This is a genomic window from Rhizobium sp. BK456, assembly GCF_014194045.1.
Lineage (GTDB): Bacteria > Pseudomonadota > Alphaproteobacteria > Rhizobiales > Rhizobiaceae > Rhizobium > Rhizobium redzepovicii.
The window spans coordinates 1-26,912 of sequence record NZ_JACIAO010000006.1 but is presented as its reverse complement, the minus strand read 5'-3'; the positions used below and the strand labels follow the sequence as shown (position 1 = coordinate 26,912).

The window sequence follows — 26,912 nt, the reverse complement described above, 5'->3', positions numbered from 1 at the left end:
CTGCGATAAAGCCTCAGAAATCCCAGTCCTCGTCGTCGGTCGCAACAGCCTTGCCGATCACATAGGAGGAACCGGAGCCGGAGAAGAAGTCATGGTTCTCGTCGGCATTCGGCGAAAGCGCCGACAGGATCGCCGGATTGACCTTGCAGGCCTCGGCCGGGAAAAGCGCCTCGTAGCCGAGGTTCATCAGCGCCTTGTTGGCATTGTAATGCAGGAATTTCTTGACGTCCTCGCTCAGCCCGACGCCGTCATAGAGCGCCTCGGTATATCTGGCTTCGTTGTCGTAGAGCTCGAGCAGCAGGTCGAAGGCGAAATCCTTGATCTCCTGCCGTCTCTCCTCGGAAAGCCGCTCCAGTCCGCGCTGGAATTTGTAGCCGACATAATAGCCGTGCACCGCCTCGTCGCGGATGATCAGCCGGATCATGTCTGCCGTGTTGGTAAGCTTGGCGCGGCTCGACCAGTACATCGGCAGGTAGAAGCCGGAATAAAACAGGAAGCTTTCGAGGAAGACGCTGGCGACCTTCTTCTTCAAGGGATCGCCGGAACCATACTGCTCCATGATCAGCGCCGATTTGCGTTGCAGGAACTCGTTCTCCTCCGACCAGCGATAGGCATCGTCGACATCGGGCGTCGAGCACAGCGTCGAGAAGATCGAGGAATAGGAACGCGCATGCACCGCCTCCATGAAGGAGATGTTGGAAAGCACCGCCTCCTCATGCGGTGTTACCACATCCGCCATCAGCCTAATGGAGCCGACGCCGTTCTGGATCGTGTCGAGCAGCGTCAGCCCGGTGAAGACGCGGATGGTCAACTGCTGCTCGGCCGCCGTCAGCGTCGCCCAAGAGGGAATGTCGTTAGACAGCGGCACCTTCTCCGGCAGCCAGAAATTGCCGGTCAGCCGGTTCCAGACCTCGAGATCCTTATCGTCCTCGATGCGGTTCCAGTTGATGGCGCGCATGCGGGAGATTGGCTTGATGGATATGTTCATTGGGTGGTCTTTCTTCGACAAATTCTAACGGAGTGCGGAGCCCCCTCACCCTGCCCTCTCCCCGCTGGGGAGAGGAGGGGGCTACAAGCTCGAAACTCTCGGCCAGCAGCCCAAAATCAAAGCGTACAAGATACGCAGCCCTGCACCTCGGTGCCGGACAGCGCCATCTGGCGAAGGCGGATGTAGTAGATGGTCTTGATGCCCTTCTTCCAGGCGTAAATCTGCGCCTTGTTGATATCGCGCGTCGTTGCCGTGTCGCGGAAGAACAGGGTCAGCGACAGGCCCTGGTCGACATGCTGGGTCGCCGCCGCATAGGTATCGATGATCTTCTCCGCGCCGATCTCATAGGCGTCCTGATAGTAATCGAGATTGTCGTTGGTCATGAACGGCGCCGGATAGTAGACGCGGCCGATCTTGCCTTCCTTGCGTATCTCGATCTTCGAGACGATCGGATGGATCGAGGAGGTCGAGTGGTTGATGTAGGAGATCGAGCCCGTCGGCGGCACTGCCTGCAGGTTCTGATTATAGAGGCCGGAAGTCATGACCGCCGCCTTCAACGCCACCCAATCCTCCTGCGTCGGAATATGGATTCCGGATTTGTCGAACAGCGCCTGCACCTTCCCGGTCGCCGGCTTCCATTCCTGCTCGGTATATTTGTCGAAATAGTCACCGGAGGCATATTTCGAATTTTCGAAGCCCTTGAAGCTCTGGCCCCGTTCGACCGCCAACAGGTTCGAGGCGCGGATCGCGTGATAGGTCACCGTATAGAAATAGATATTGGTGAAATCGACGCCTTCCTCCGAGCCGTAGAAGATGCGTTCGCGGGCAAGATAGCCGTGCAGGTTCATCTGGCCGAGGCCGATCGCATGGCTCTCGTCGTTGCCCTTTTCGATCGAGGGAACCGAGGCGATGTGGCTCATGTCGGAGACCGCCGTCAGCGCCCGGATCGAGGTCTCGATCGTCTTGCCGAAATCGGTGGAATCCATGGCCGCGGCGATATTCAGCGAGCCGAGATTGCAGGAAATATCCTTGCCGAGGTGCTTGTAAGAGAGGTCGTCGTTGTATTCGCTTGCCTCGCTGACCTGCAGGATCTCGGAGCAGAGATTGCTCATCGAAATGCGCCCGGCGATCGGGTTGGCCCGGTTCACCGTATCCTCGAACATGATGTAGGGATAACCGCTCTCGAACTGGATCTCGGCGATCACCTGGAAGAATTCACGCGCCTTGATCTTCTTCTTCGAGATGCGAGCGTCCGCCACCATCTCCCGGTACTTTTCCGTCACCGAAATCTCGGTGAAGGGCACGCCGTAAACGCGCTCCACGTCGTAAGGCGAGAACAGATACATATCCTCGTTGTTCTTGGCGAGTTCGAAGGTGATGTCGGGCACGACGACGCCGAGCGACAGCGTCTTGATGCGGATCTTCTCGTCGGCATTTTCGCGCTTTGTGTCGAGGAAGCGCATAATGTCGGGGTGATGGGCGTTGAGATAGACGGCGCCCGCGCCCTGGCGCGCACCCAGCTGATTGGCATAGGAGAACGAGTCTTCGAGCAGCTTCATGACCGGGATGATGCCGGAGGACTGGTTTTCGATCTGCTTGATCGGCGCGCCGGCCTCACGGATATTCGTAAGCGACAGAGCCACGCCGCCGCCGCGCTTCGACAGCTGCAGCGCCGAATTGATCGAGCGGCCGATCGATTCCATATTGTCCTCGACGCGCAGCAGGAAGCAGGAGACAAGTTCGCCACGCTGCTTCTTGCCGGCATTGAGGAAGGTCGGCGTTGCCGGCTGGAAACGGCCGGAAATGATCTCGTCGACCATGTCGCGGGCAAGGGCCTCGTCACCCCGCGCCAAGGTCAGCGCCACCATGCAGATGCGGTCCTCGTAGCGCTCGAGATAGCGCTTTCCGTCGAAGGTCTTCAGCGTATAGCTGGTGTAATATTTGAAGGCGCCGAGAAAGGTCGGAAAACGGAATTTCCTCGCATAGGCCTGATCGAACAGGTCGCGGACGAAATTGAAGGAATACTGGTCGAGAACCTCCTGCTCGTAATAACCCTCGGTGACGAGGTAATCGAGCTTTTCCCTCAGATTGTGAAAGAACACGGTGTTCTGGTTCACATGCTGCAGAAAATACTGCTTCGCCGCCATGCGGTCCTTGTCGAGCTGGATCTTCCCCTCGTCGTCATAGAGGTTCAGCATCGCGTTCAGCGCGTGATAGTCGAGCGTCTCCGCCGCTTTCAAAGGGCGTTCGCCGGCGGGATGAGCAAAAGTGTTATGCGGTTTTGCGCCCGCATCCCGCGTCAGAGTTGTTCCCGTGTCCAAAATTGTTCCATTCCGTGTTTGACGTTGGCGACATCCTCGGCCGTGCCCATGAGCTCGAACCTGTAGAGGTAAGGCACCTGGCATTTTTGCGAGATCACGTCGCCGGCGAGCCCGTATGTCTCGCCGAAATTGCTGTTGCCCGCGGCAATCACGCCGCGGATATGTCCTCGGTTTTCCGCATCGTTCAAGAAACGGATCACCTGCTTGGGAACGGCACCCTTGCCACCGTCGCCGCTGTAGGTCGGCACAATGAGAACGAAGGGTTCGCGAATAGGGAACGCCTCTGCGCCGCTAGCCGGAATGCGCGCCGCGCGCAGTCCGAGCCTGGCGACGAAGCGATGGGTATTCTCGGAGCGGCTGGAATAATAAACGATCAGCCCCATCGCCTTTTTCCTCGGGTCAGGAGAGCGCGCTGATCATATCGGGGCGGAAACCCGCCCAATGCCGCTCACCGGCGATCACGACCGGCGCCTGCATGTAGCCGAGGCTGCGGACACGATCGAGCGCTTCGGCATCCTGCGAGATATCGACGATGTCGTAATCGACGCCCAGCCGGTCGAGGGCGCGATAGGTGGCGGTGCACTGGACGCAAGCGGGTTTGCTGTAGACGGTAACGCTCATCATGTTCCTCGTGATGTCAAAGAATTCAGGACGCAAGACTGAGATCGGGCGCCTTGCAGCGTCCGGGGCAACATTTGGTGATATGGCAAAGTCGGCGTTTAAACGCCTGATACGATCCCTCTCGGGATTTGCGCGGGCGGCGGCCTTGATATTCTGGACATGACTTCAACCCCGAAGTGCTCATGCGGACGTTCGGGGCAGCGTAACAGGCGCGGATCATTCCGCTGTCATTCACGCGACCTTCCGGACACCCCGCCCGTGGACATCTAGTTCAAGGCAGGTCTCCTGGCTTGCGGGTCGAAGCACCCTGCCCCAGCCTGAAGGAACCTTGAACACTAGATATAGTACGCGAATCCGAAATCACGTCAACGGATGGTTTGTGCATTGCGTTACGACAGGTTTGAAATCGCTACGTTCCTGTGAAAAACATCGCCAACGAAGGCTTAACGAAAAGAGGCTGTCGAGAAGGCCGAAACGAAGAGAGCCGGCCTATAGCCGGCTCTACGATTGTCGATTCCGGATCGCCCGCATCGTCGCTGCGAAGAGAGTTTATCCCTTGACCCGCAACAACCTCAGCGCGTTGATCGTCACCAGCACGGTCGCACCGGTATCGGCGAGAATCGCCGGCCAGAGCCCGGTGATGCCGGCAATCGTCGTCACCAGGAACACCGCCTTCAGCCCGAGCGCTATGCTGATATTCTGCAGGATGTTGCGCATCGTCCGTTTGGACAGTTCGATCATCCGCGCCACGTCGCCGACGCGCCCGTGCAGCACGGCGGCATCGGCCGTCTCCAGCGCCACATCGGTGCCGCCGCCCATGGCGATGCCGATATCGGCGGCGGCCAGCGCCGGAGCATCGTTGATGCCGTCGCCGACCTTGGCGACGATGAAGCCCTGGCGCTTCAATTCGCCGACGACCCGCTGCTTGTCCTCAGGCATCATCTCGCCGCGCCAGTCGATGCCGAGCATCTTGGCAACAGCTGCTGCCGTCCGCTCGTTGTCGCCCGTCAACATCATCGCCTTGACGCCGGCCGATTCGAGCGTTGAAAGCCCAGCCTTGGCATCCGCGCGCGGCTCGTCGCGCATGGCGATCAGGCCGGCTGCAACACCATCGACAAGCAGCACCGACACGCTCTTGCCCTCGTCGTTCAGAACGGTAATGCGTGCATCCTTTTCCCCATCGAGCGCCCCGCGCTCGCGAGCAGCGGATGGGGACAGCAGATCGAGCGTCTCACCGCCCACTTTGCCGCTGACACCCTTGCCCGGCAGCGCTTCCAGTTCGAAAGCCGGCGGCACGGGAACACCGTCCGCCTTGGCGCGGTTGAGGATCGCCAGCGCCAAGGGATGGCTGGAGCCCTGCTCCAGCACTGCCGCTCGCGACAAGACCTGCGTCTCACTCAATCCGAAGGAAACGATATCGGTCACCTGAGGTTTGCCTTCCGTCAGCGTGCCTGTCTTGTCGAAGGCGACCATCGTCACCTTGCCGAGCGTTTCCAGCACTGCGCCGCCCTTCATCAGCAGCCCGCGCCGCGCGCCTGCTGAAAGCGAGGCAGCAATCGCCGCCGGCGTCGAGATGACAAGCGCGCAGGGGCAGCCGATCAGCAGAATGGCAAGGCCCTTATAGACCCATTCGCTCCACGAACCGTCGAACAAAAGCGGCGGAACGACCGCCACCAGCCCCGCGACAACCACAACGCCGGGCGTGTAGTAACGCGAGAACCGATCGATGAAACGTTCGGTCGGCGCCTTCGATTCCTGCGCCTCTTCCACCAGCTTGACGACGCGGGCGATGGTATTGTCGGCAGCCGCCGCCGTGACGCGAACCCTGAGCACTGCGTCGCCGTTCACCGTTCCGGCAAAGACGACGGCATCCACACCCTTGCGCACCGGCGTGCTCTCGCCGGTCACCGGCGCCTCGTCGATCGCGCTCTCACCGGAGACAACGACGCCGTCCGCCGAGATCCGGTCGCCAGGGCGAACCATGATGACGGCGCCGACCGAAAGGCTTTCCGCTGGCACCTCCCGTGTCTGCCCATTGTCTTCGAGTAACGCGGTCTTCGGCATCAGCGACGTCAGCGACTGGATGCTTTCGCGCGCCTTGCCCGCTGCCACCCCTTCCAACAGCTCGCCAACGAGGAACAGGAACACAACGGTTGCCGCCTCTTCGCCGGCATTGATGATGACGGCGCCGACGGCGGCGATCGTCATCAGCATCTCGATCGAAAACGGTGTGCCTGAGAAAGCGGCCATGACGGCACGCCGCGCGATCGGCACCAGACCGATCAGCATGGCAACGATGAAGGCATAGGATGCAATCGCCGGCACGAGATGGCCGACGGTGTAGGCGACAACGAGTGCCGCACCGGAAAGGATGGTCAGCCGACCCTTCTTACTCTGCCACCAGGGACCGGCCATTGGCGCATGGTCGTGCCCGTGCAGCCCCTCGATTTCCTTCTCGCCATGATCGTCGTGGTCATGACTTGCATGGTCATGGCTATGGCCTGCATGATCGTGGCCTTCATGATCATGCACCGCATGTTCGTGGTCATGGTCCGCCTGATCGCGGTGATCATGTCCATGGTCGTGACGATGCTGCGGACCGCGTTCATGTGCTGGCGCAGCGTTTCCGGAAAGCGGCGCGACGGAATAGCCAAGCCCGGTTACCTTCTTCTCGATCGCCTTGAGATCGCTGCTGCCATCGTGCCGGACAGTCATCGTGCCCGCCATCACCGAGACGGATACATCGGCGACACCCGCCACGCGTCTGACCGCCGTATCGATCTTGGTTGCGCAGGAGGCGCAATCCATGCCGCCAACCCGATATCGTGTCTCGCTCTCTGCCATGATCCGCTTCCTTGTCAAACAGAAGCATCCCTCCTACATCCTCTAGTGACTAGAGGTGCAAGAGGAAAATCATGAAAAAGATCACGATCGGTGAAGCCGCCCGCCAGAGCGGCGTCAAGGTGCCGACGGTGCGTTATTACGAGAGCATCGGCCTGCTCGCGGCGCCGAGCCGCAGCGAAGGCAACCAGCGCTCCTTCGAACCTGCCGATATCAGTCGCCTCGCCTTCATCCGCCATGCCCGCGAACTCGGCTTCGAGATCGAGGCGATCCGCACGCTGCTGACCCTGCAGGATGATCCGCACCAATCCTGCGCCTCGGCCGATGCTATCGCCAAGGCTCGTCTCGTCGAGGTCGAGCAGCGCATCCGCAGCCTGATGGCGCTGAAGGCCGAGCTGGAAACCATGGTGGAAGGCTGCGGCCACGGCCGCGTCGATCAATGCCGCGTCATCGAGGTTCTCGCCGACCACGGCCAGTGCACGCATTCGCATCACTGAACCCGCCCTTGCGGGCAAGGCGCAGCCGCGCCAAAACGGCACCAGAAAGAATCGGGCAAAGACATCCATGGACCAGAAGCGAATGGCCATCATCGGCGGCGGCCCGGCGGGACTGGCGGCCGCCGAACTGCTGTCGCTCTCCGGCCATGCGGTGACGGTCTACGACGCCATGCCAACCTTCGCCCGCAAGTTTCTGCTGGCCGGCAAGTCGGGACTGAACATTACCCATTCCGAGGATTATGCCCGTTTCGCCACGCGCTTCGGCGCCGCTTCTTCCCGGCTGCGGCCGGCTCTGGATGCCTTTACCCCTGGCGATATCAGGGATTGGGCGGCAGGGCTCGGGACGGAGACCTTCATTGGTTCGTCCGGTCGAGTGTTCCCGAAGGTAATGAAAGCCTCTCCCTTGCTGCGCGCCTGGCTCAGACGATTGGAGGCGCAGGGCACAACGCTCCGCACCCGCCATCGCTGGATCGGTTTTGCCGATGAGGGCTATGTTTTCGAAACGCCGGAAGGACGCAGTATCGTCCAGTGCGACGCCGCCCTGCTGGCACTCGGCGGCGCAAGTTGGCCCCGCCTCGGCTCCGATGCGCGCTGGCTGCCGTGGTTATCGGAAAAGGGTGTCGAGATCGACGCCTTCCAGCCCGCCAATTGCGGTTTCGTCGTCGGCTGGAGCCAAAACTTCCGCGAGCGTTTCGCCGGCGAGCCGGTGAAGTCGGTCGTCGCCACCTCCGAAGCCGGAACCTTTCCTGGCGAATTCGTCATCACCGCAGGCGGTATCGAGGGCAGTCTGGTCTACGCTCATGCGGCGAGCCTCCGCGACCGGCTGCTTAACCGGGGCAGCGCCGCCCTGACGCTCGACCTCGCCCCCGGCCGGACAGTCGAAAGGCTGCACCGCGACCTCACGCGGCAGGACGCCAAATCGAGCTTCTCGAACCGCCTGCGCAAAGGTGCCGGCCTCGACGGCGTCAAGGCGGCATTGCTGCGGGAACTCGCTCCCGAGCGCGATCGAACCGATCCCGGACGTCTCGCCGGCCTGATCAAGGCCCTACCAGTCCCGGTTCTCGAGACGAGGCCGATCGCCGAGGCGATCTCCTCGGCCGGCGGCATCCGCTGGAGCGGCATCGACGGCGGCTTCATGTTGAAGGCGCTGCCAGGCACCTTCGTCGCCGGCGAAATGCTCGACTGGGAGGCGCCGACCGGCGGCTATCTCCTCACTGCCTGCCTGGCGACCGGCCGGGCCGCTGCGCGCGGCATCGAGGCCTGGCTGCACAGATAGGCCCCGGCGCTCGCAGGTACTCAGCGGAAAACAAGACCTTCCCTGAATCAGGCCGAGGCTGGATGAAACGTCATGACAAGGCCATTCATGCAGTAGCGAAGTCCGGTTGGCTTCGGACCATCATCGAAGACGTGGCCCAGATGGCCGCCACAGCGACTACAATGGACGGCCGTGCGCGCCATCCCGAAAGTGGTGTCGTTTGTGGTTCCGACAGCATGGTCGAGCGGTGCCCAAAAGCTCGGCCAGCCGGTTCCGCTGTCGAATTTGGTCGCCGAGGAAAAGAGCTTTTGGTCGCAGCCGGCACAGGCGAAGGTGCCCTTTCGCTCCTCATGCAGCAGGGCGCTGGTGAAGGGATTTTCCGTCCCCGCCTGACGCAGGATGACAAATTGATCCGGCGTCAGCAGCTTGCGCCATTCATCCTCTGTGTGCGTCACCGCAAAGGTCTCGCCAGCGATCGCCTTGCCGGCCCCCAAACGAACCGCAAGCCCGCCGAAAGCGGCACCCATCAGCAACAATCGTCTGTTTAACATGGTCGGGATCTCCTCGCCCTGCAAAAGCTGTTTCTGCACAGAACTACGGGCGAGAGCGGTCTTTTGTTACACTCTCTGCGTTCGAACACTGAAATGTGATTTCTGCCGCCTTCGTCTGAAAAACCCGCACGCCGCCGGCCGTCTAGGACCGGCCGATTGCAAACCGACCGCTTTTCCCTCAGACTATGCTCAAGTTCCGTGGGAGGAGCCGATGCACGAACACTCAGCACACGCCGAGCATGTCTACACCTCTGCCCAGCGCGATTCCGCCGCAGCCAGTTCTCCCGTTGTCGCCTCTTGGCGGCGATGCATGACCATGCATCAGCTCGCTCCGGAAGACGAACGGGCGCCACTGCGCGTTACCGATGAGGAATTCCGGCGTGCCCGAGAACAGTCCGGTCAGCTGATCGCCAGCGCGACCGAAGAGCTCGATCGTCTCTTCACCACCGTCGGCAGGGCCGGCTGCTGCCTGCTTCTGACCGACAGGAACGGCATTGCATTGGAGCGTCGGGGTGCTGCCGGCGACGACAAGGAGTTCCAAGAACTCGGCCTGTGGACCGGCTCGGTCTGGACCGAGGCGAGCATCGGAACCAACGGCATCGGCACCGCGCTTGCCGACGAGCGTGCCGTCGCCATCTTCCGCGACCAGCATTTCTTCTGCGCCAATACCAGCCTCAGCTGCACCACAGCACCGATCCGCGATCACCGTGGCCGGGTGGCCGCAGCCCTCGATATTTCTACCTGCCGCGAAGACGTCAACGAGATGACGCTGACCATCCTGACGCAGACCGTGCGCGATGCGGCGATGCGCATCGAGCTCAACCTCTTCCGCTCGGCTTTTCCCAGCGCCCGTTTCCTGATGGTTCCCGCCGGCGTCAATTCCGCCGCCGCCCTGCTTGCCGTCGACCGGCATGACCTGGTGCTGGGAGCAACGCGCGCTGCTCGCATCGCGCTGCAGCTGGACGACAAGCGGATCGCCGCCGGCATTCCGGCGGCCGATGCCCTGCATGAGGCCGGCGTCTCGCAGCAGGAGGAGATCGTCGAAGCGGAAAAGGCGGCCCTGTTGCGGGCGCTGTCACGCACCAGCGGCAACGTCTCGCAGGCGGCTGTCGCCCTCGGCATTAGCCGCGCCACCTTGCATCGGAAGATGAAGAAGTTCGACCTGCACTGACCAGGCGCCCGAAAGTTCCACCGACGCCTTCGATCGTGACGCGAGCTGTCGCATCCGTGCGACACTGTGCGCTGCGGTATTGAAAGGCCGCCCTGTTCCCCCCGCCAAAACATGCACATTTTCCTCCCACTGGTTCGCTTCGGAACCTGGACCATCAAGGGAGGATGACATGCTTCATCAGAAAATCGTCGAATCGCCGTTCAAGCTGAAATACGGCAACTACATCGGCGGCGAATGGCGCGAGCCTGTCGGGGGCAAATACTTCGAAAACCTGACACCGGTCACCGGCGGCAAGCTCTGCGACATTCCCCGCTCCGATGAAAAGGACATCAATCTTGCGCTCGACGCCGCCCATGCGGCCAAGGAGAAATGGGGCCGCACCTCGGCTGCCGAGCGCTCCAATATCCTCATGAAGATCGCCCAGCGGATGGAGGACAAGCTGGAATTGCTCGCCCAGGCCGAGACCTGGGACAATGGCAAGCCGATCCGCGAGACCATGGCGGCAGACATTCCGCTGGCGATCGACCACTTCCGCTATTTCGCTTCCTGCATCCGCGCCCAGGAAGGCTCGATCGGCGAGATCGACCACGATACCGTCGCGTATCACTTCCACGAACCGCTCGGCGTCGTCGGCCAGATCATTCCCTGGAACTTCCCGATCCTGATGGCCACGTGGAAACTTGCTCCGGCGCTTGCCGCCGGCAACTGCGTCGTCTTGAAGCCTGCCGAACAGACCCCCGCCTCGATCCTGCTCTGGGCCGAATTGGTCGGCGATCTGCTGCCGCCCGGTGTGCTCAATATCGTCAACGGTTTTGGCATCGAGGCCGGCAAGCCGCTGGCGACCAGCGCCCGCATCGCCAAGATCGCCTTCACCGGCGAGACGACGACCGGCCGGCTGATCATGCAATATGCCAGCCAGAACCTCATTCCGGTGACGCTGGAGCTCGGCGGCAAATCGCCGAACATCTTCTTCGCCGATGTGATGGCCGAGGACGACGACTTCCTCGACAAGGCGCTCGAAGGCTTTGCGATGTTCGCTCTCAACCAGGGCGAAGTCTGCACCTGCCCCAGCCGCGCCCTCGTCCAGGAATCGATCTACGACCGCTTCATGGAAAAGGCCGTCAAGCGCGTCGAGGCGATCAAGCAGGGCAATCCGCTCGACAGCGCGACGATGATCGGCGCCCAGGCCTCGACCGAGCAGCTGGAAAAGATCCTTGCCTATCTCGACATCGGCAAGCAGGAAGGTGCGGAGGTGCTGGCCGGCGGCACGCGCAACGATCTCGGCGGCGATCTGGCGAACGGCTATTACGTCAAGCCGACGATCTTCAAGGGCCACAACAAGATGCGTGTGTTCCAGGAGGAAATTTTCGGGCCGGTTGTCTCGGTCACGACCTTCAAGGACGAAAAGGAAGCGCTCGAAATCGCCAACGACACGCTTTACGGCCTCGGCGCCGGCGTCTGGAGCCGCGACGCCAATCGCTGCTATCGGTTCGGCCGCGAGATCCAGGCCGGCCGCGTCTGGACCAACTGCTACCACGCCTACCCCGCCCATGCCGCCTTCGGCGGTTACAAACAGTCGGGCATCGGCCGCGAAACCCACAAGATGATGCTCGAGCATTACCAGCAAACTAAAAACATGCTGGTGAGCTACAGCCCGAAGGCGCTCGGCTTCTTCTGAGGCGTGGTGAGGGCGTAAAACCCTCCCAACCCCTCCCCACAAGGGGAAGGGACTTAACGTGCGGCTCTCGCCGTATTCACTGTTGAGCGCAGCACATGCATCCGGCTTGTTGTTCTGCGAGCCAAAGCGGCAGCTTAGCCCCTCCCCTTTGTGGGGAGGGGTTGGGGAGGGGCATCTCTCCCAAAACTTTGGAGGAAGACCGATGGAAGCCACCGTCAACGGCGATCCGCGAGTTCTCGCGACCGACGCAGCTCTTGACCTGATTGCTGAGATCAAGCACGATCATCCCGATATCCTCTTCCACCAGTCCGGCGGCTGTTGCGACGGCTCCTCGCCGATGTGTTATCCCGCCAATGAATTCATGGTCGGCGACAGCGACGTCAAACTCGGCGAGATCGGCGGCGTGCCGGTCTATATCAGCGCCAGCCAGTTCGAAGCCTGGAAACATACGCAGCTCATCATCGATGTCGTTCCGGGCCGCGGCGGCATGTTCTCGCTCGATAACGGCCGCGAGAAACGCTTCCTCACCCGCTCCCGCCTCTTCGCCGGCGGCGAGGCCTGCGCCGTCCCGGATGTGACAGTCAAGGCGGTGTAGAGCATGCCGAAAACTGTGCGCGGTTTTTCGGCATCATGTTATTCTAACTCTCAGGGAATTTCGGCTGTAGTATTCCCATAGTACCTTCTGCCCGCCGCTCTTTGTTAATCTCCGGCGGTTGGTTTCAAAGGAGGATACGATGCCAGCTTCAAAAATCCTAATGATCACGGGTGATTTCACCGAAGACTACGAAACCATGGTGCCGTTCCAGACGCTGCTTGCCTGCGGCTACACGGTCGACGCCGTCTGCCCCGGAAAGAACGCGGGCGAGACGGTGGCCACCGCTATTCATGATTTCGAAGGCGACCAGACCTATTCCGAAAAACGCGGTCATAATTTCGCACTGAACGCCACTTTCGATAGCGTGCGCCCCGAAGATTACGACGCCCTCGTCATCCCCGGCGGCCGTGCGCCGGAATATCTGCGCCTCAATGCAGACGTTATCAAAGCGGTCCGGCACTTCTTCGATGCCGGAAAACCCGTTGCCGCCATCTGCCATGGCGCGCAGCTGCTCGCTGCCGCAGGTGTCTTGAAGGGCCGCACCTGCTCGGCCTATCCCGCCTGCCGGCCGGAAGTCGAGCTTGCCGGCGGCACCTATGCCGATATCTCGATCACCGATGCGGTCTCGGATGGTAACCTGGTAACGGCGCCGGCCTGGCCGGCACATCCGTCGTGGCTGCGCCAGTTCATGGCCGTGCTCGATGCGGCAGCGTTGCTCGAAACCAACGCCGCCTGAGGAGGCGGCACCGGGAGGATGACATGTGCGAATTGTTCATCAAGGCGGATGCGCGGCTCTGGGAAAGCACCACTCGGTCGCTGCGCATCGACGGTATGGTCACCAGCGTCAGGCTGGAGAACTTCTTCTGGTCGAAGCTTGAGGAAGTCGCCCGGCGCGACGGCATGAATGTCGTCCAGCTGATCACCCGGCTGCATCATGAATCGATCGATGCCGGCCATGATCTTGGAAACTTCACCTCCTTCCTACGCGTCTGCTGCGCCCGCTATCTCGACCTGCAGCTCACCGGCGACATCCCGGCCGATGTCACCCGCCCGATTTCCGGCCTTGACGCGCCCGATATCCTCGATCGCGAACGGACGAAATATCACTGACGGCGGGTCCGACGAAACTGTTGAGCAATGACGGCGGAACTGCCTGAAAAGGGCAGTTCCGCAAGATCTTCGACCTGGACGCGGATGCGTGGGCTTGCGCTGCGGCGCAGCCTGGATCAACAATGCGCGCCACCAAAGCCCGCCAGGAGATGATTGCCATGAACGACCAGAAAGCCGTCATCGTCACAGGCGCCGGCGGAAACCTCGGCAGCGCCGTTGTCCGCGAGCTTGCTGCCGGCGGAGCCAAACTCGTCTGCATGAACCGGTCGAGCCAGGAGCTGGAAGCCTTGGCCGGCGATCTTCCCGCCTCCGTCGAGTTTCTGTCGATCGCCGGAACGGATCTCACCGATTATGCCTCCTGCGCCGCAGCCGTCGCCCGGGCCGTCAAGCGTTTTGGCGGTGTCGGTGCCCTGGTCAACACGGTCGGCGCCTTCCAGATGGGGCCGGTCGGGCCGGATGCGCCTGCCCAATGGGAGACGATGATGAACGCGAACGCCCGGACCGCGCTGACGATCAGCGCCGCGGTTCTCCCAACGATGAAGGCATCAGGCTATGGCCGCATCGTTCATGTCGCCGCCGCACCCGGCCTGAAGGCTGGCCCCAATCAAGCCGCTTACGCTGCCTCGAAAGCCGCCGTCATCCGACTGACGGAAGCGCTCGCTGCCGAATGCCGCGACGACCGCATCACCGCCAACTGTATCCTGCCCGGAACGATCGACACGCCTGAGAACCGCGCCGCCATGCCCAATGCGAAAACGGACGGCTGGGTCACGCCGCAATCGATCGCCCGCCTCATCGCCTTCCTGATCTCGCCGGCCGCAGCCGTCGTCACCGGCGCGGCAATCCCTGCGACCGGCCGCGAATAAGGCCAGGGCTATTCCGCTTTAGACGGTTGCATGCCGCTCGGCTTGAGGTACGATTCCCCTTCATATGATGCGAGACAGCGGGCGGGGCGCGATGGTGTTGATGATCGCATTGCGGCGGTATTTGCCAGAAGGCGGGTGGTTTCGATGACGGAGGGTCCCGCATTGCGCGCCGTCGGCGCTACCAGCCTGCTGCGCGAGGAATGGTTCCTCGGCGTCAGCGTTGCGACGAGCTTCGCATTTCTTGCTTTCCAGGAGCAGCTCTTCGGGCAGCTTTCCGATCCGCTTTGGTTCACCGTCGTTTTCGGGTGGCTGTTTGCCGTCGTGCTCGGCTCCGCTCTGTCGGTCGTGCGGCACGCAGACCACCTGGCGGAGCGGCTGAAGGAGCCTTACGGCACGCTTATTCTAACCCTTGCCATCACCTCGATCGAGGTGATGGCAATATCGGCTGTCATGCTTCACGGCGAAAACAACCCCACGCTTGCGCGCGACACGCTGTTTGCCGTCGTCATGATCATTCTGAACGGCATGGTCGGTCTGTCGCTGCTGCTCGGCGCGTGGCGGCGGCCGGAACAGCAGCATAACCTGCAGGGCGCCAACGCCTATCTCGGGGTAATCGTACCGCTGGCGACCCTGAGCCTGGTCATGCCGACATTTCTCGCAGGCCCGGACGGACAGCATCCATCGGCACCGAGACAACTGATACTGGGCATCATATCGGTCGGCCTCTATGCCACGTTCCTGTCTCTTCAGGCCGGCCGCCATCGGGACTATTTCGCGGATGACAGCAACCGTCAGGCGCCTCGCAGCGAACATGTCGTTGGCCGTGGGCCGGTCTGGCCGCATGCCGTTCTGCTTGTCACCTATATGGCTCCCGTCGTCTTCCTGGTCGAACAGCTCGCGCGGCCGATCGATTACATTATCGAAACCCTGCATGCTCCAACCGCATTTGGCGGTGTGGTGATGGCTATTCTTGTCGCGACACCTGAGGCAATCAGCGCCGTGCGCGCGTCTATCGCCAACAATCTTCAGCGCTCCGTCAACATTTTCCTTGGTTCGGTATTGTCGACGATCGGGCTAACGGTGCCGGCGATGCTTGTTGTTAGCCAGCTCTACGGACACAGCGTGACGCTCGGCCTGGAGCACGGAGATCTGGTGATGCTCCTGCTCACGCTTGCGGTCAGCATCATTACCTTTGCCAGTGGCCGCACGCATCTGATGCAAGGTGCGGTCCATCTGGTGCTTTTCCTGGCCTACGTGCTGCTCATTTTCCAGCAGTGACGTCCACCCATGCGAGAATAAGAAAGTAAAAATCTCCACGCTATGCCTGTCTTCCGCTATGGTGACAGTAACGATCGCGCCACTTGCAAGCCTCGCGGTGCTTACAGGGTTGACGTGATGGGGAGCGGAACTTGAACTCACTCTTGCTTGGCGGGTTAGTCTTTGTTTTTCTATCGGCGGCAACATCGATAGGATTGGTGATGCGCAACCGCTTGCCGGATCACCACCTCAATGCCGAATCCAAGGATGTCATCAGGCTGGCGACCGCGGTGGTGGGAACGCTGTCGGCCCTGGCGCTCGGCCTTTTGATTGCATCCGCCAAGACGACATACGACAATGCCGAAGTGGAAATGAGAACGGCGGCGGCGCGGGTGCTCCTGCTTGATCGCGTCATGGCGCAATATGGGCCGGAAACCGACAAGGCACGGCAGTTGCTGCATGAGTTGATCGAGAAACGGCTGAGCCGTGGCTGGTCTGCCGAGACCACCGACGATGCGTCCGGCAAGGCGCTCGGGGAATATCAGGATATCGAGGCGGTTCAGGGCGATCTTCGATCCCTCTCGCCGAGGGATGCCGTACAGCGTAGTCTTCAAACACGGGCGCTGGATGTGAGCGGGATGGTGGCCGAGACCCACTGGCTGCTGGTCGAATCCGGCAAAGAGGGTTTGCCCTGGGCCTTCCTCGCCGTTCTCGTCTGCTGGCTCTCGCTGCTATTTGCGACCTTCGGGCTGCAGGCGCCAGCCAACCCGACGGTGCTGTCAATTCTGCTCGTTTGCGCCCTGTCCGTCGCGGGTGCGATCTTTTTGGTGACGGATATGGCCAATCCCTATGTCGGGCTGATCCATGTTTCGGATGCACCCTTGCAGTCGGCCATCGAGCGGCTCGGAAAACCTTAGCCACTTTGTGCCCGCAAACGGCGAACTCCGACTGAATTCAATTGTGGATCGGCAGCTATTGCAATTTGCATCAATGCCGCGACATAATATCGCATGCCCGGAACTTTTCGGAGAAGGGTCGTCTCCGCCGAGGCACGCATGAAGACTGGGGCTCGTAAACATCGGGGCGGCGGCAATGCGTGTGAGATTGGATCAGGGTCTGCACCTCTTGGCGGTGCTCGCCGGCATAACAATTCTTGCCGGCTGCGAGGAAAGCGGCAACACCTATGTTCCTCCGCCGCCACCTCCGGTTCGGGTCGCACAGCCGGTCCAGCAGCCGGTGACGCTCTATTTCGAACTCACCGGCAATACGGCCCCACTCAATGCCGTCGATATCGAGGCGCGCGTCCAGGGCTATATCCAGTCCATCGACTACCAAGATGGCATGATGGTGAAGAAGGGCGCCAAGCTTTTCGGCATCGAGCGCGACACCTATCAGGCGCAATTGGATCAGGCAAAGGCATCGCTCGCCTCGCAGCAGGCCTCCCAGGTCGGCGCAAAGCAGGAATATGACCGGCAGCTCAATCTCATGAAGCAACAGGTCACCACCCAGACCGCAGTCGACAGCGCCAAGGCGACCCTCGACGAGGCGAATGCTTCCATCCTCAACGCCCAAGCCAATGTCGAACTCGCGACGATCAATCTCGGCTATACCGAGGTGCTCGCTCCTTTCGACGGCATCGTCACCGATCATCTCGTCGATATCGGCACGCTGGTCGGCGTGTCCGGCCCCACCAAACTCGCCAGCATCGTCCAGACCGATCCGCTGTATGCCTATTTCAACGTCAGCGAAACGCAGGTGCTGATGATCAAGGAAACCCTGGCAAAGCAGGGACATACCTTCAGGCAGACGGACCTCCCGAGCATACCGGCGGAAATCGGTCTGCAGACGGAGGAAGGTTACCCGCACAAGGGGCATCTCGACTACGTATCGCCTCAGCTCGACGCCTCCACAGGCACGCTCCAGGTCCGGGCCCTGTTCGACAACAAGGATCACGCCATGCTGCCCGGCCTCTTCGTGCGCGTTCGGGTGCCGGTCGGCCACAACGACAAGGCTCTGCTGGTGCGCGACGATACGATCGGAACGAACCAGCTCGGCAGCTACGTGCTCGTTCTCGGCAAAGACGACGTCGTCGAGCAGAAGCAGGTCAAGACCGGCCAGCGTGAAGGTGCGCTCCGGGTCATTCAATCCGGCCTCGATCCGGCCGACTGGGTGGTGACTCAAGGGATCCAGCAGGCCATTCCCGGCAGCAAGGTCACGCCCGAGAAAATCGAAATGAACCCGACGGCCAATGCCGCCGGTGATGCCAAGGCCAACTCCATCACGCAATGAATTCGCCACCACGCTTCATCTGAACGTCTGAGGACAACAGCATGATCTCGCGTTTCTTCATTGAGCGACCGGTACTCGCCAACGTCCTGGCATTGGTCTTCGTGCTCGTCGGCGCGGTCGCGCTCTACCAGCTGCCGGTGGCGCAATATCCGAATGTCGTCCCGCCGACGGTGCAGGTGACGACACGCTTTCCCGGCGCCAGCGCGCAGACCCTCGTCGACACGGTCGCGTTGCCGATCGAGCAGCAGGTCAACGGCGTGCAGAATATGCTCTATATGCAGTCGACCAGCGCCAGCGACGGCACCTATTCGCTGATCGTCACCTTTGCCATTGGAACGGATCCAGATCAGGCCCAGGTTCTGGTACAGAACCGCGTGGCGATCGCAATGTCTTCGCTTCCCGAAGCGGTGCAGCTTCAAGGCGTGACGACGCAGAAAAAATCGACGGCGATCCTCGGCTTCGTTAGCCTGACCTCATCAGACAGCCGCTATGACAGCCTGTTCCTGTCGAACTACGCGGTCATCAATCTGCAGAACGAACTCGCCCGCCTGCCGGGCGTCGGCAATGTGACGGTGTTCGGCGCCGGCCAATATGCCATGCGGATCTGGATGGATCCGAACCTGCTGCAGGCGCGCGGCCTGACGCCGCAGGATGTTGTCAGTGTCGTGCAGCAGCAGAGCCAGGAGGTCGCCGCCGGCCAGATCGGCATTCCGCCGGTGCCGAAAGGGCAGATCTTTCAATACACGCTGAATGTGAATGGCCGGCTGAACGAGGCCGCCGACTACGAGAATATCGTCGTCAAGGTCGAAAGCGGACAGGGCGGCCGCATCACGCGCGTCCGCGATATCGGCCGCGTCGAGCTCGGCGCCCAGACTTACAGCCAATCCTTCATGCAGAACGGCCGGCCGGCGGCCGGCATCGGCATTTTCCAATTGCCGGAAGCGAACGCCATTGCCGTGGCGCAGGCGGTGCGCGCAAAGATGGATGCGCTCTCGAAGAGCTTCCCGCCTGGCCTCGAATATCATCTGCCGTTCGACACGACGAAATTCGTCGAGGCCTCCATCGACGAGGTTTACGTCACCCTGATCGAGGCCGGGGTTCTCGTTCTCATCGTCATTCTGGCCTTCCTGCAGGATTGGCGGGCGATGCTCGTGCCGGCGACCACCGTTCCGGTCACCATCATCGGCGCCTTCGCGGCCATGGCGGCCTTGGGCTTCACCGTCAACCTGTCGACGCTGTTTGCCATCGTTCTTGCCATCGGCATTGTCGTCGATGATGCCATCGTCATCGTCGAAGGTGTGGCACGGCACATCGAGGCCGGAATGTCAGGCCGAAAGGCCGCCGAAAAGGCGATGGAGGAATTGCTTGGTCCGGTCATCGGCATCACGCTGGTACTGATGGCCGTTTTCATTCCAGCCGCCTTCCTGCCTGGCCTGACCGGCCAGCTCTATCGGCAGTTCGCCCTCGTCATTGCCGCGACCGCGCTGATCAGCGCCGTCAACGCCGTCACGCTGAAACCGACACAATGCGCTCTTTGGCTGCGCCCGCCGGTTCCGCCGGAGAAACGTAACGCCCTCTATCGCGGCTTCAACAAGGGCTATGATTGGGGAGAACGGCATTATGCCGGGCTGATCGGATCGATGACCCGTCACAGCGGTATCATGGCCATCGCAGCGCTCGCGCTGATCGGCGTCGCCGTCTGGGGGCTCTCCCGTCTGCCGACCGCCTTCCTGCCTGTCGAGGATCAAGGCTACGTGCTGATCAGTGCGCAACTGCCCGATGGCGCCTCGAAGGAACGCACCGATGTCGTCATGGAAGAGGTCGGCAAGATCGCCGAAGCCACGCCTGGCGTCGATCAGGTGCTGACCATCAGCGGCCTTTCCGTTCTCGACAACAGTGCCAGCCTGCAGAATGCCGGCGTCGCCTATGTCGTTCTGAAAGATTGGGACGAGCGCGGCAAGCAGAAGGGACAGGACCTGTTGTCGATCTACCAGCATTTGAACGAGGCACTGCAGCATGTGCTGAGCGCCAAAACGCTGGTGGTCGTGCCGCCGCCGATCCAGGGCGTCGGCAATGCCAACGGCTTTACCATGCAGGTCGAGCTCCGCAATGGCGTAGCCGACTATCCGCTGCTGCAATCGCTTGCCGACACGATTGTCAGGAACGGCAATGCCCAATCATCGTTGCAGAGGTTAAGCACGCCTTTCCGTTCGAACGTGCCGCAGCTTGCGGTCTCGGTCGATCGCATCAAGGCGGAAACGCTGGGCATTACCGTGGGCCAGGTCTTCTCCGCTCTCTCCGGCTATGTCGGATCGAGCTATGTCACCCAGTTCAACAAATTCGGCCGCACCTTCCAGGTCTATGCGCAAGCCGCTTCCGATTTCCGTGTCAGCCCTGACGATATCCGCAATCTGAAGGTCAAGGCCGGCGACGGGACGATGGTGCCGCTCGGCACGGTCGTCGATGTCACCTCGACGCAAGGTCCCTCGCTGATCAGCCTCTACAATCTCTATCCCACCGCCACGATCGTCGGTGGACCGGCCGCCGGTTTCAGCTCCGGCCAGTCGCTCGAGGTCATGGAGCAGATCGCCGATCATACATTGCCGACGGGAACCGGTTTCGAATGGACGGCGCTCTCCTATCAGGAGAAGGCTGTCGGCGGGCAGATCTACTTCATCTTCGCGCTCGCCATACTGCTCGTCTATTTCGTGCTCGCCGGCCAATATGAAAGCTGGATCCTGCCGCTGGCGGTCATCCTGGCCGTGCCGCTCGCCCTGCTCGGCACGGTGGCGGCACTGATGGCGGCGGGTGTGGCCAATAATCTCTATACGCAGATCGGCCTTATCCTGTTGATTGCGCTGGCAGCCAAGAATGCCATTCTCATTGTCGAATATGCTCGGGAAAAACGGGCGGAAGGTATGGAAATCCTCGACGCGGCCGTCGAGGCCGCCCGCCTGCGTTTCCGGCCGATCCTGATGACATCCTTCGCCTTTATCCTCGGTGTGCTGCCGCTTGTGCTGGCGACGGGCGCCGGCGCATCAGCGCGCAAATCGATCGGCATATCGGTCTTCAGCGGCATGATCGCCTCGACCTGCCTCGCCATCCTCTTCGTTCCCTCGTTCTACGTGCTGCTGCAGCGCCTCGAGGAATACTGGAAGCGGCGCAGAGCGCCCGCAAACACGGCCGCGAGCGTGGAGGAAGCGGAGATATCGAACGTCGGGTGAGGCGATCGCAGCAATTATTGTACGATCACCTGCACATAGACGTTGCCGCTCTTGGCGTAATAATAACCGCCGCAGCGATAATAATAGCCGCCGTAATAGGGACCATAGCGGCAACCCGCCGGAAGCACGGCGATGGTTGTCGTCGTGCGTGTGACGACCCGCCGCGTCGTCCGGCGGGCCACACCAGCATAGGAGAGCGGCGTCAGCGGCCTGCCAATGACTGCACCCGCCGGTGTGGCAAAGCCGATCGACAGCGACATGGATCCCTGCTCCTCGATGTGAAAGCCGGTGAATGTCAGAACGCCGGCAAGGCCGAGGGCGAAGAACAGCTTCCTATAGGTCATTTTACCTCTCCCATATCGGCAGCCTCAGGCAGCTCGTCGAGCGACTGCAGCTCACTAAGATCGACCGTCTTTGCGCTGGCTGGAACCTCAATCGTGTAGGAAACGGCCGCGACATCCGCTCCGCTTTTGAAATCGCTGATTTCGAGCGTGTATTGCGGCGCCTGGACGACGTGTTTGCTGGTGATGACGTAACGGCGGGGTATCGGTTGCGGGCCGCTCTGTATCCAGATCTGCCAATCGATCTCAGGCGTCCGGAAGGCCAGATATTCGCATTCGACCCCATCCACGAACGCGCTGGAAATATGCTTGGCCTCCGTCACATCGGACATGAGTTCGTCATAGACATTGGAGGATAAAAGATCGGCGCCCGGCGCTTCGACGCCTGCGGTCATCAGCCTGTCGATCAGATCATCGAGCGAACCTTTGCCATCGATCTTGGCATAGGCGTCGAGGTTCTTGCCATGAACCGTCAGCGACGAACCGTCGAAACTCACGTCGAGGTCAGCAAAGCCGCCGGTCCTCGTGACGCGCAGCTTGTCGGGACGAGTCAGGTTGGCTGTGCCCGAACTGACGAACTGGAGTTTCTCGAAGGCGGGCGTCACTGCTTCGAGCGACGATTGGTATGTGAAGGAGATCGTCTTCTGCGCCGTTAGAAAATCGGACATCGTCTTCAGGAGAGCCTTCGCATCATCCGCCCACGCGCTCGTCGGCGGTGCGAGGCTGGCGGCAAGTGAGGCATAGAGGAGGATCCGCTTCAATCGCGGGAAAGAGAAAGTCGATGACATGGCAATGCCTTTCGTTCGTGTCGTCATTGATTTCATCGAATTGCGAATGGTCGACTGCCGAATCTTCCGCAGCCGGACATGACATGTGAGAGATGCAATGCAGGCGGGCAAACGGGCGCTTGCCGGCCTTCGCAGGATCGCGCACCAAATTTTTCGCTGGAGCGCGACGACCTCTTTCTGAGAGCAAGGCTCGAACGGGCGCTACAATCCCGAAGTCAGCACGCGATGGCACGCTGGTGATACGCGCTGCAGATTGTCGCGCAGGCAGGCAATGCCCCGCCCTCCCCCTAAAGGCACCATGCGGCACAAGGCCCGGAAGTCTGCTCCGCAGGTTTCCCGCAGGATCATCACTTCCTCACGCGGGGAGAAGGCTGGCATTGCCCGAGGGGCCGGCGTGATCGCGCCGGTGGCAGCCGCATCCCCAGCCGTAGGCGCCCCCGATCCCCCCAATGCCGCAACGGCTTGCTGACATGGCGCCGATAAAGCGGCATTATGCTGTTGCAAGCAGCTGAGGGCCGCCGCACCGCCCGGCGTGACACCGGAACATTGCGCCATGAAATCGCGCTGACAGGCCGATTTGACCGCATTGCGCTGCGCCAGAGTCGGCTGGTGCGCCGGGGTGGCGGTTGCAGGCGCCGGGGTGGCCGTCGCGGTATTTGCAGGTGCCGCCGGCGCAGGTTCCGCAGATGTCGACTTGGGCTTGACGTTCACCGCCGACACCGCTTTCCGGCAGCCTTCCGAAAGCGTAGCGCTATGCTGCTGCAGGCAGGTGAGCGCCTCGATCCCTCCTGGCGTCACCCCCGAACATTTCGCCATGAAATCGGAGCGGCACTCTGCCTTGATCGCATCGCGCTGCTCCTCGGTCGGCGCTTGCGCTGACGCAAACCCTGCGAAGAATACCAGTGCACTGAACGCAGACAACGCGGAGATTGCCGATAGAAGACGATGCCTCCGATGCGGAGACGTGAGTAGAGAAGGCCCCCATTTTATCATAATTCCCCCCTATAAATCCCTGATCTACTTCATCAAATCGAACTTCCCTCTGAATAGAATAATAGGCGCCGCCGAATGGACGGACGTTTTTCTCTACCGTAAAATATAAGATGCGCCTAATCTAGGTATATTAGAATATTATCCATTTAGCAACTATCTAGTCGTCGCTTGAAAGCAGCCCGCAACTCGTCGAAATAACGTGTTGCCTTACCCAATACGCAAAAACCCGCCGCTGGGCGGGTTTTTGCGTATTGGCAATTGGGAAAGATTGGTTGCTGGGGGCAGGATTTAGTAGTCTGTCTCTCTTCGTCGGCTTTGCCTCCTTGCAGGCCTCTGACAGGGTAATCATTCGCTGAGGGCCGCAAGTTAGGCTGCTTGGCCTTGCAGGCTCGGCCACCGCCAGTTCCACAGCAGCAGTTGCCCAAACCTAGTGATCGGGGTGTCGGCGATGCGGGCAAGCACGTCGGCAAGCCAGGCCTGCGGATCGATATCACTAAGCTTGGCGCTGATGGTTAGCCTGGCCATGAAGGCAGCGAGATCGGCACCACGGTCGCCGGCGAACAGCCATGACTTTCTGCCGAGAGCGCAGCCATGTATCTCTACGCGAGTTAACAGGCTCCCGCGAATACATCCAGCCGTCATGCCGCAGCCTCGTAACCTCTTGAAGCCGAGTTCTTGGGGCCTTCCAGCCGAAAGCGTGCAATCATGTCGGTAAGTGCAAGCGCCTCGGACGACAGCTGTCGGGTGGCAGCATTCGTCTCTTCCACCATCGCCGCATTTTGCTGCGTCATACGGTCAATATCGTTTACCGATGCGTTGATCGAATGCAGTGTCGTTGCCTGGTCGCGGCTTGACGAGGCCATAAGCTCGATATGCCCGACAATGTGGACGATCTCGCTGGAAATCTCTATCAGCGCATCGCCGGTACGGCCGACGAACTCGGAGCCGGACGCAACCTCGCGGACGGAATTGTTGATGAGTTCGCCGATTTCCTTGGCCGCGCGCGCCGATCGCTGCGCCAGCTCCCGCACTTCCTGCGCCACGACAGCGAAGCCCTTGCCGGCCTCACCCGCTCTTGCGGCTTCGACTCCCGCGTTTAAGGCCAAAAGGTTGGTCTGGAAGGCGATAGAGTCGATGGCGCTGACAATCTGAACGATCTTGCCGGAGGCGTCCTCAATTCGTCCCATGGCCGAGACCGCGTTTTGGACAACTGAAGCGGAGGCGTCTGCACCCTGTTTGGCGCGTTGCACAAGTGCAAGCGCTGCTGCCGCCCGCCCTGAAGAGGTGTTGACGGCAGAAGAAATCTCCTCCACAGCCGCTGCGGTTTCCTCAAGTGCGGCCGCCTGCTTTTCCGTTCGGCTGGCCAGGTCATCAACGGCTTCCGCCATCTGGCGGCCATTGTCGCTGATGAGGGAAGACGTCTCGCGGATATCGCAGAGCGTTTCCCTGAGACCCGCGATCGACATGTTGAAATCGGTGCGGATCCGGTCGAGTTCGGAGGCAAAGGGCGTATCGATCGAAAAATTCAACTCCCCGCGCGACAGCCGCGTGAGACCCTCTGCAAGCGCCTCGATTACGGCGTCAACCTGGGCCTTGGCGCTGCGTCGCTCGAGTTCGTTGCGGGCGCGCTCAGATTCCGCATCGCTACGAGCGATCTCGGCCTGGTGTTCCATTTCGACGTTCGATAGCGCATTTTGTTTGAAGACGGAAAGCGCACGGGCCATTTCCCCGATTTCGTCGCCTCGTGCCTCGCCGGTGATTGTGGTATCGAGCCTTCCCTCTGCGATCTTGCGCATCGCTGCGGTAATCTGGGTGATCGGTCCCTTCAGGGTGACGACCAGCGCGGCACCCGCGGTCATAGCAATCAGGATGCCGATGACAATGGCGCCGCCAGATATCCTATTGGCCTGTTGACGATCCTGCCCAGCATTTTGCCTCTGCGTCTCGGCGAATTGAGCAAGCAGGTTCCAGGTGTTATCGATCTGCCCCGCAGCGCTGTCGAACTCAGCCAGCTTGCGCGCCGCACCTTCGGAGAGCGCTGCCGCGTTCGCCGCGAGCAGATCGAGGACGGGCTGAGCCTTCTTCGGAATTTCGCCAAAGACGGGATCATCGTTCACCACGCCGGCGAGACGGCCGAGCTCGGTCTGATACATGTAGATCGACTGCTGGACTTTCTTCACTCGCGCATCGTCTGGATTGCCGGCGAGTTCGGCGAAGCCGACGCGAATCTCGTTATTGCTGTTAACGATGGCGCGCAGCGCGTTGCCGACATTCGTCGCCTGCGAGATATCCTTGTCCGACGCGGCAAGCGCAAGCACGGAGGTCCGCATCAGATCGTCGCCAATCGTCTTGAGACTGTCGCCAGTTGCAGCAAGATTGGCGACGGCGGTATCCGTTGCTGGGACATCCAACGTGTCAGGCGGCACTTTCGAAGCGTTGGCGATGGCATCCACTGCAGCGGCATACTGCGCGGCAAGGGCTTGTTTGTCGGTCGCGACAGCAGACGAAAGCTGCTCCTTTGCCTTTAGCAATTCGGACGCATATTTGGCTAGCAGGCTAACTTTATCAGCCGGCGTCGTCGCATTCGTATAGTCATTGCGAAGTTTTGTCGCGACACTGGCGGCGGCGCTGATGGAGACGGAATTGCTCAGGCCGCTCTTGTTAGCATTTTCCATCTTTTTTGCACTGGCCATCAGCATGAACGAGCGCTTGCCAACCTGCCCTTGCAGGTCAAGAAGTGCCGCGGAAGCAGCGTCCACATCACTGAGAATTTTCTGCTGTCCCGTTTCGATTTGCCAGATCGCTTCGATCTTTTGCGGGATGATTTGCGACTGATCAAGCGCCCGGTCAAGAAGCCCCACATCGGTCGTCGGCCTTAGCCTCTTGATCGTCTGCTTCAGGTTTGCCAGTTGCTCTCGGGCGTCCGTAAGCGCGGTATCACGGGCTTCCTGCGACGGCTTCATCAGAAAGCCGGTCATGCTGGAAGAAACATGTTTGAACCCGTTCAGGGACTGCAAAACATGGTTGGAGATCTCCATCCGTCCCTCGAGAAGGCTGGACGCGTAGTACCCGGTCAGTCCCACTGCGCATAGGCTAATGACGAATGGCGCCAAAAGTACGAGCACTTTCGTCTGAATGCGAACCCGCGACATCAAACCATTTACCACGACTGCATCCCCACCACCGATTGGAGCTAAGCTGTCATTTTTTGCTTAAGAACCGATAAATGGGTTGATCCGAGGGTTATGCACGCCTCATCTGTCGCGGCGAGGACGTGGTTCAGACACTCGAAGCGGTGTAGGCGGATCGGCTATTCATTGTCGCTTGGCCTTGTTGCGGCCCCCTGCTGAGGTGTTAACTCCTCGCCCCAGGTCCGGAAACGCAAAAAAGCCCCTGCATGAGAGGGGCTTTGGAGTATCGAAGGGAAGGGATTGGTTGCGGGGGCAGGATTTGAACCTGCGGCCTTCAGGTTATGAGCCTGACGAGCTACCGGGCTGCTCCACCCCGCGCCATGGCAAGTCTGATT

The 26,912-nt window shown here is 60.8% G+C and carries 22 protein-coding genes, 1 tRNA gene and 1 pseudogene; 12 read left to right on the top strand and 12 right to left on the bottom strand.

Features of this window, described 5'->3' with window-relative positions:
* Window positions 1-13 precede the first annotated feature (13 nt).
* The 5 genes from nrdF to FHX03_RS17950 all read right to left on the bottom strand — a co-directional run bounded on the left by nrdF (window position 14) and on the right by FHX03_RS17950 (window position 6,774).
* Window positions 14-988, bottom strand: a complete 975-nt coding sequence (gene nrdF, locus FHX03_RS17970; RefSeq protein WP_183782459.1) for a class 1b ribonucleoside-diphosphate reductase subunit beta — start codon at window positions 986-988, stop codon at window positions 14-16.
* Window positions 989-1,104: 116 nt separating this feature from the next.
* On the bottom strand, window positions 1,105-3,309 hold the full coding sequence (gene nrdE, locus FHX03_RS17965; protein WP_183854829.1) for a class 1b ribonucleoside-diphosphate reductase subunit alpha: 2,205 nt from the start codon (window positions 3,307-3,309) through the stop codon (window positions 1,105-1,107).
* Window positions 3,288-3,692, bottom strand: coding sequence for a class Ib ribonucleoside-diphosphate reductase assembly flavoprotein NrdI (gene nrdI / locus FHX03_RS17960; protein WP_183782465.1), 405 nt, complete (start codon window positions 3,690-3,692; stop codon window positions 3,288-3,290). The genes nrdE and nrdI overlap by 22 nt, the downstream gene beginning before the upstream one ends.
* Before the next feature lie 16 nt (window positions 3,693-3,708).
* Window positions 3,709-3,930 carry a glutaredoxin-like protein NrdH gene (nrdH, locus tag FHX03_RS17955; RefSeq protein ID WP_010068756.1) on the bottom strand — a complete coding sequence of 74 codons (222 nt, stop codon included), beginning with the start codon at window positions 3,928-3,930 and terminating at the stop codon, window positions 3,709-3,711.
* A 549-nt stretch (window positions 3,931-4,479) separates the two neighbouring features.
* Entirely contained in the window at window positions 4,480-6,774 is a 2,295-nt protein-coding gene (locus FHX03_RS17950) for a heavy metal translocating P-type ATPase (RefSeq protein ID WP_183854827.1), read from the bottom strand.
* Between the two features lie 71 nt (window positions 6,775-6,845).
* Between FHX03_RS17950 and FHX03_RS17945 the strand changes: the two genes are divergently transcribed.
* Together FHX03_RS17945 and FHX03_RS17940 are read left to right on the top strand one after the other, a co-directional pair.
* Complete coding sequence (locus tag FHX03_RS17945) at window positions 6,846-7,268, top strand: MerR family transcriptional regulator (protein ID WP_012559073.1); 423 nt, start codon at window positions 6,846-6,848, stop codon at window positions 7,266-7,268.
* 67 nt (window positions 7,269-7,335) lie between these two features.
* Window positions 7,336-8,544 (top strand): TIGR03862 family flavoprotein, encoded by a 1,209-nt coding sequence (locus tag FHX03_RS17940; protein ID WP_183854825.1) that lies wholly within the window; start codon window positions 7,336-7,338, stop codon window positions 8,542-8,544.
* Between the two features lie 47 nt (window positions 8,545-8,591).
* On the opposite strand, the gene msrB is transcribed toward FHX03_RS17940, so the two are convergent.
* On the bottom strand, window positions 8,592-9,074 hold the full coding sequence (gene msrB / locus FHX03_RS17935; protein WP_097629999.1) for a peptide-methionine (R)-S-oxide reductase MsrB: 483 nt from the start codon (window positions 9,072-9,074) through the stop codon (window positions 8,592-8,594).
* 211 nt (window positions 9,075-9,285) lie between these two features.
* Between msrB and FHX03_RS17930 the strand changes: the two genes are divergently transcribed.
* The 10 genes from FHX03_RS17930 to FHX03_RS17885 all read left to right on the top strand — a co-directional run bounded on the left by FHX03_RS17930 (window position 9,286) and on the right by FHX03_RS17885 (window position 21,264).
* Complete coding sequence (locus FHX03_RS17930) at window positions 9,286-10,245, top strand: helix-turn-helix domain-containing protein (protein ID WP_097630000.1); 960 nt, start codon at window positions 9,286-9,288, stop codon at window positions 10,243-10,245.
* A gap of 169 nt (window positions 10,246-10,414) precedes the next feature.
* Entirely contained in the window at window positions 10,415-11,923 is a 1,509-nt protein-coding gene (gene adh / locus FHX03_RS17925; RefSeq protein ID WP_097630001.1) for an aldehyde dehydrogenase, read from the top strand.
* 202 nt (window positions 11,924-12,125) lie between these two features.
* Window positions 12,126-12,518, top strand: a complete 393-nt coding sequence (locus FHX03_RS17920) for a DUF779 domain-containing protein (protein ID WP_097630002.1) — start codon at window positions 12,126-12,128, stop codon at window positions 12,516-12,518.
* 139 nt (window positions 12,519-12,657) lie between these two features.
* Window positions 12,658-13,254: a DJ-1/PfpI family protein gene (locus tag FHX03_RS17915; RefSeq protein WP_131711864.1), complete on the top strand. Its 597-nt coding sequence runs from the start codon at window positions 12,658-12,660 to the stop codon at window positions 13,252-13,254.
* Between the two features lie 23 nt (window positions 13,255-13,277).
* Complete coding sequence (locus FHX03_RS17910) at window positions 13,278-13,628, top strand: ribbon-helix-helix domain-containing protein (RefSeq protein ID WP_097630004.1); 351 nt, start codon at window positions 13,278-13,280, stop codon at window positions 13,626-13,628.
* A 158-nt stretch (window positions 13,629-13,786) separates the two neighbouring features.
* On the top strand, window positions 13,787-14,494 hold the full coding sequence (locus FHX03_RS17905; RefSeq protein ID WP_183854823.1) for an SDR family NAD(P)-dependent oxidoreductase: 708 nt from the start codon (window positions 13,787-13,789) through the stop codon (window positions 14,492-14,494).
* Between the two features lie 144 nt (window positions 14,495-14,638).
* The gene (locus FHX03_RS17900; RefSeq protein ID WP_183854821.1) at window positions 14,639-15,772 is read left to right on the top strand and encodes a calcium:proton antiporter; all 1,134 of its coding nucleotides are present in this window, start codon (window positions 14,639-14,641) and stop codon (window positions 15,770-15,772) included.
* A 131-nt stretch (window positions 15,773-15,903) separates the two neighbouring features.
* Entirely contained in the window at window positions 15,904-16,668 is a 765-nt protein-coding gene (locus FHX03_RS17895) for a DUF4239 domain-containing protein (RefSeq protein ID WP_179867211.1), read from the top strand.
* Between the two features lie 175 nt (window positions 16,669-16,843).
* Window positions 16,844-18,040, top strand: a complete 1,197-nt coding sequence (locus FHX03_RS17890; protein ID WP_097630006.1) for an efflux RND transporter periplasmic adaptor subunit — start codon at window positions 16,844-16,846, stop codon at window positions 18,038-18,040.
* A gap of 41 nt (window positions 18,041-18,081) precedes the next feature.
* Window positions 18,082-21,264: an efflux RND transporter permease subunit gene (locus FHX03_RS17885; RefSeq protein ID WP_183854819.1), complete on the top strand. Its 3,183-nt coding sequence runs from the start codon at window positions 18,082-18,084 to the stop codon at window positions 21,262-21,264.
* 14 nt (window positions 21,265-21,278) lie between these two features.
* Here the strand turns inward: FHX03_RS17885 and FHX03_RS17880 are convergent, their stop codons facing one another.
* From FHX03_RS17880 to FHX03_RS17855, 6 genes and pseudogenes are all read right to left on the bottom strand, one after another.
* A complete protein-coding gene (locus tag FHX03_RS17880; RefSeq protein WP_097630008.1) occupies window positions 21,279-21,608 on the bottom strand; it encodes a hypothetical protein in 330 nt (109 codons plus the stop codon).
* Window positions 21,605-22,393 carry a DUF2092 domain-containing protein gene (locus FHX03_RS17875; RefSeq protein ID WP_097630013.1) on the bottom strand — a complete coding sequence of 263 codons (789 nt, stop codon included), beginning with the start codon at window positions 22,391-22,393 and terminating at the stop codon, window positions 21,605-21,607. The genes FHX03_RS17880 and FHX03_RS17875 overlap by 4 nt, the downstream gene beginning before the upstream one ends.
* 201 nt (window positions 22,394-22,594) lie before the next feature.
* On the bottom strand, window positions 22,595-23,386 hold the full coding sequence (locus FHX03_RS17870; RefSeq protein WP_183782480.1) for a hypothetical protein: 792 nt from the start codon (window positions 23,384-23,386) through the stop codon (window positions 22,595-22,597).
* 366 nt (window positions 23,387-23,752) lie between these two features.
* Window positions 23,753-23,977 (bottom strand): annotated as a pseudogene (locus FHX03_RS17865) (transposase domain-containing protein); the annotation flags it as partial.
* Between the two features lie 47 nt (window positions 23,978-24,024).
* A complete protein-coding gene (locus FHX03_RS17860; protein ID WP_183854817.1) occupies window positions 24,025-26,553 on the bottom strand; it encodes a methyl-accepting chemotaxis protein in 2,529 nt (842 codons plus the stop codon).
* Window positions 26,554-26,818: 265 nt separating this feature from the next.
* Window positions 26,819-26,895 (bottom strand) — tRNA-Met (locus FHX03_RS17855).
* Between the last annotated feature and the right edge of the window lie 17 nt (window positions 26,896-26,912).

Excerpts from the sequence above, each read along its gene's own strand:
- nrdF (WP_183782459.1), bottom strand. The coding sequence starts at position 988 with ATGAACATATCCATCAAGCCAATCTCCCGCATGCGCGCCATCAACTGG.
- nrdI (WP_183782465.1), bottom strand. The coding sequence starts at position 3,692 with ATGGGGCTGATCGTTTATTATTCCAGCCGCTCCGAGAATACCCATCGC.
- nrdH (WP_010068756.1), bottom strand. The coding sequence starts at position 3,930 with ATGAGCGTTACCGTCTACAGCAAACCCGCTTGCGTCCAGTGCACCGCC.
- FHX03_RS17950 (WP_183854827.1), bottom strand. The coding sequence starts at position 6,774 with ATGGCAGAGAGCGAGACACGATATCGGGTTGGCGGCATGGATTGCGCC.
- FHX03_RS17945 (WP_012559073.1), top strand. The coding sequence starts at position 6,846 with ATGAAAAAGATCACGATCGGTGAAGCCGCCCGCCAGAGCGGCGTCAAG.
- FHX03_RS17940 (WP_183854825.1), top strand. The coding sequence starts at position 7,336 with ATGGACCAGAAGCGAATGGCCATCATCGGCGGCGGCCCGGCGGGACTG.
- msrB (WP_097629999.1), bottom strand. The coding sequence starts at position 9,074 with ATGTTAAACAGACGATTGTTGCTGATGGGTGCCGCTTTCGGCGGGCTT.
- FHX03_RS17930 (WP_097630000.1), top strand. The coding sequence starts at position 9,286 with ATGCACGAACACTCAGCACACGCCGAGCATGTCTACACCTCTGCCCAG.
- adh (WP_097630001.1), top strand. The coding sequence starts at position 10,415 with ATGCTTCATCAGAAAATCGTCGAATCGCCGTTCAAGCTGAAATACGGC.
- FHX03_RS17920 (WP_097630002.1), top strand. The coding sequence starts at position 12,126 with ATGGAAGCCACCGTCAACGGCGATCCGCGAGTTCTCGCGACCGACGCA.
- FHX03_RS17915 (WP_131711864.1), top strand. The coding sequence starts at position 12,658 with ATGCCAGCTTCAAAAATCCTAATGATCACGGGTGATTTCACCGAAGAC.
- FHX03_RS17910 (WP_097630004.1), top strand. The coding sequence starts at position 13,278 with ATGTGCGAATTGTTCATCAAGGCGGATGCGCGGCTCTGGGAAAGCACC.
- FHX03_RS17905 (WP_183854823.1), top strand. The coding sequence starts at position 13,787 with ATGAACGACCAGAAAGCCGTCATCGTCACAGGCGCCGGCGGAAACCTC.
- FHX03_RS17900 (WP_183854821.1), top strand. The coding sequence starts at position 14,639 with ATGACGGAGGGTCCCGCATTGCGCGCCGTCGGCGCTACCAGCCTGCTG.
- FHX03_RS17890 (WP_097630006.1), top strand. The coding sequence starts at position 16,844 with ATGCGTGTGAGATTGGATCAGGGTCTGCACCTCTTGGCGGTGCTCGCC.
- FHX03_RS17885 (WP_183854819.1), top strand. The coding sequence starts at position 18,082 with ATGATCTCGCGTTTCTTCATTGAGCGACCGGTACTCGCCAACGTCCTG.
- FHX03_RS17880 (WP_097630008.1), bottom strand. The coding sequence starts at position 21,608 with ATGACCTATAGGAAGCTGTTCTTCGCCCTCGGCCTTGCCGGCGTTCTG.
- FHX03_RS17875 (WP_097630013.1), bottom strand. The coding sequence starts at position 22,393 with ATGTCATCGACTTTCTCTTTCCCGCGATTGAAGCGGATCCTCCTCTAT.
- FHX03_RS17870 (WP_183782480.1), bottom strand. The coding sequence starts at position 23,386 with ATGATAAAATGGGGGCCTTCTCTACTCACGTCTCCGCATCGGAGGCAT.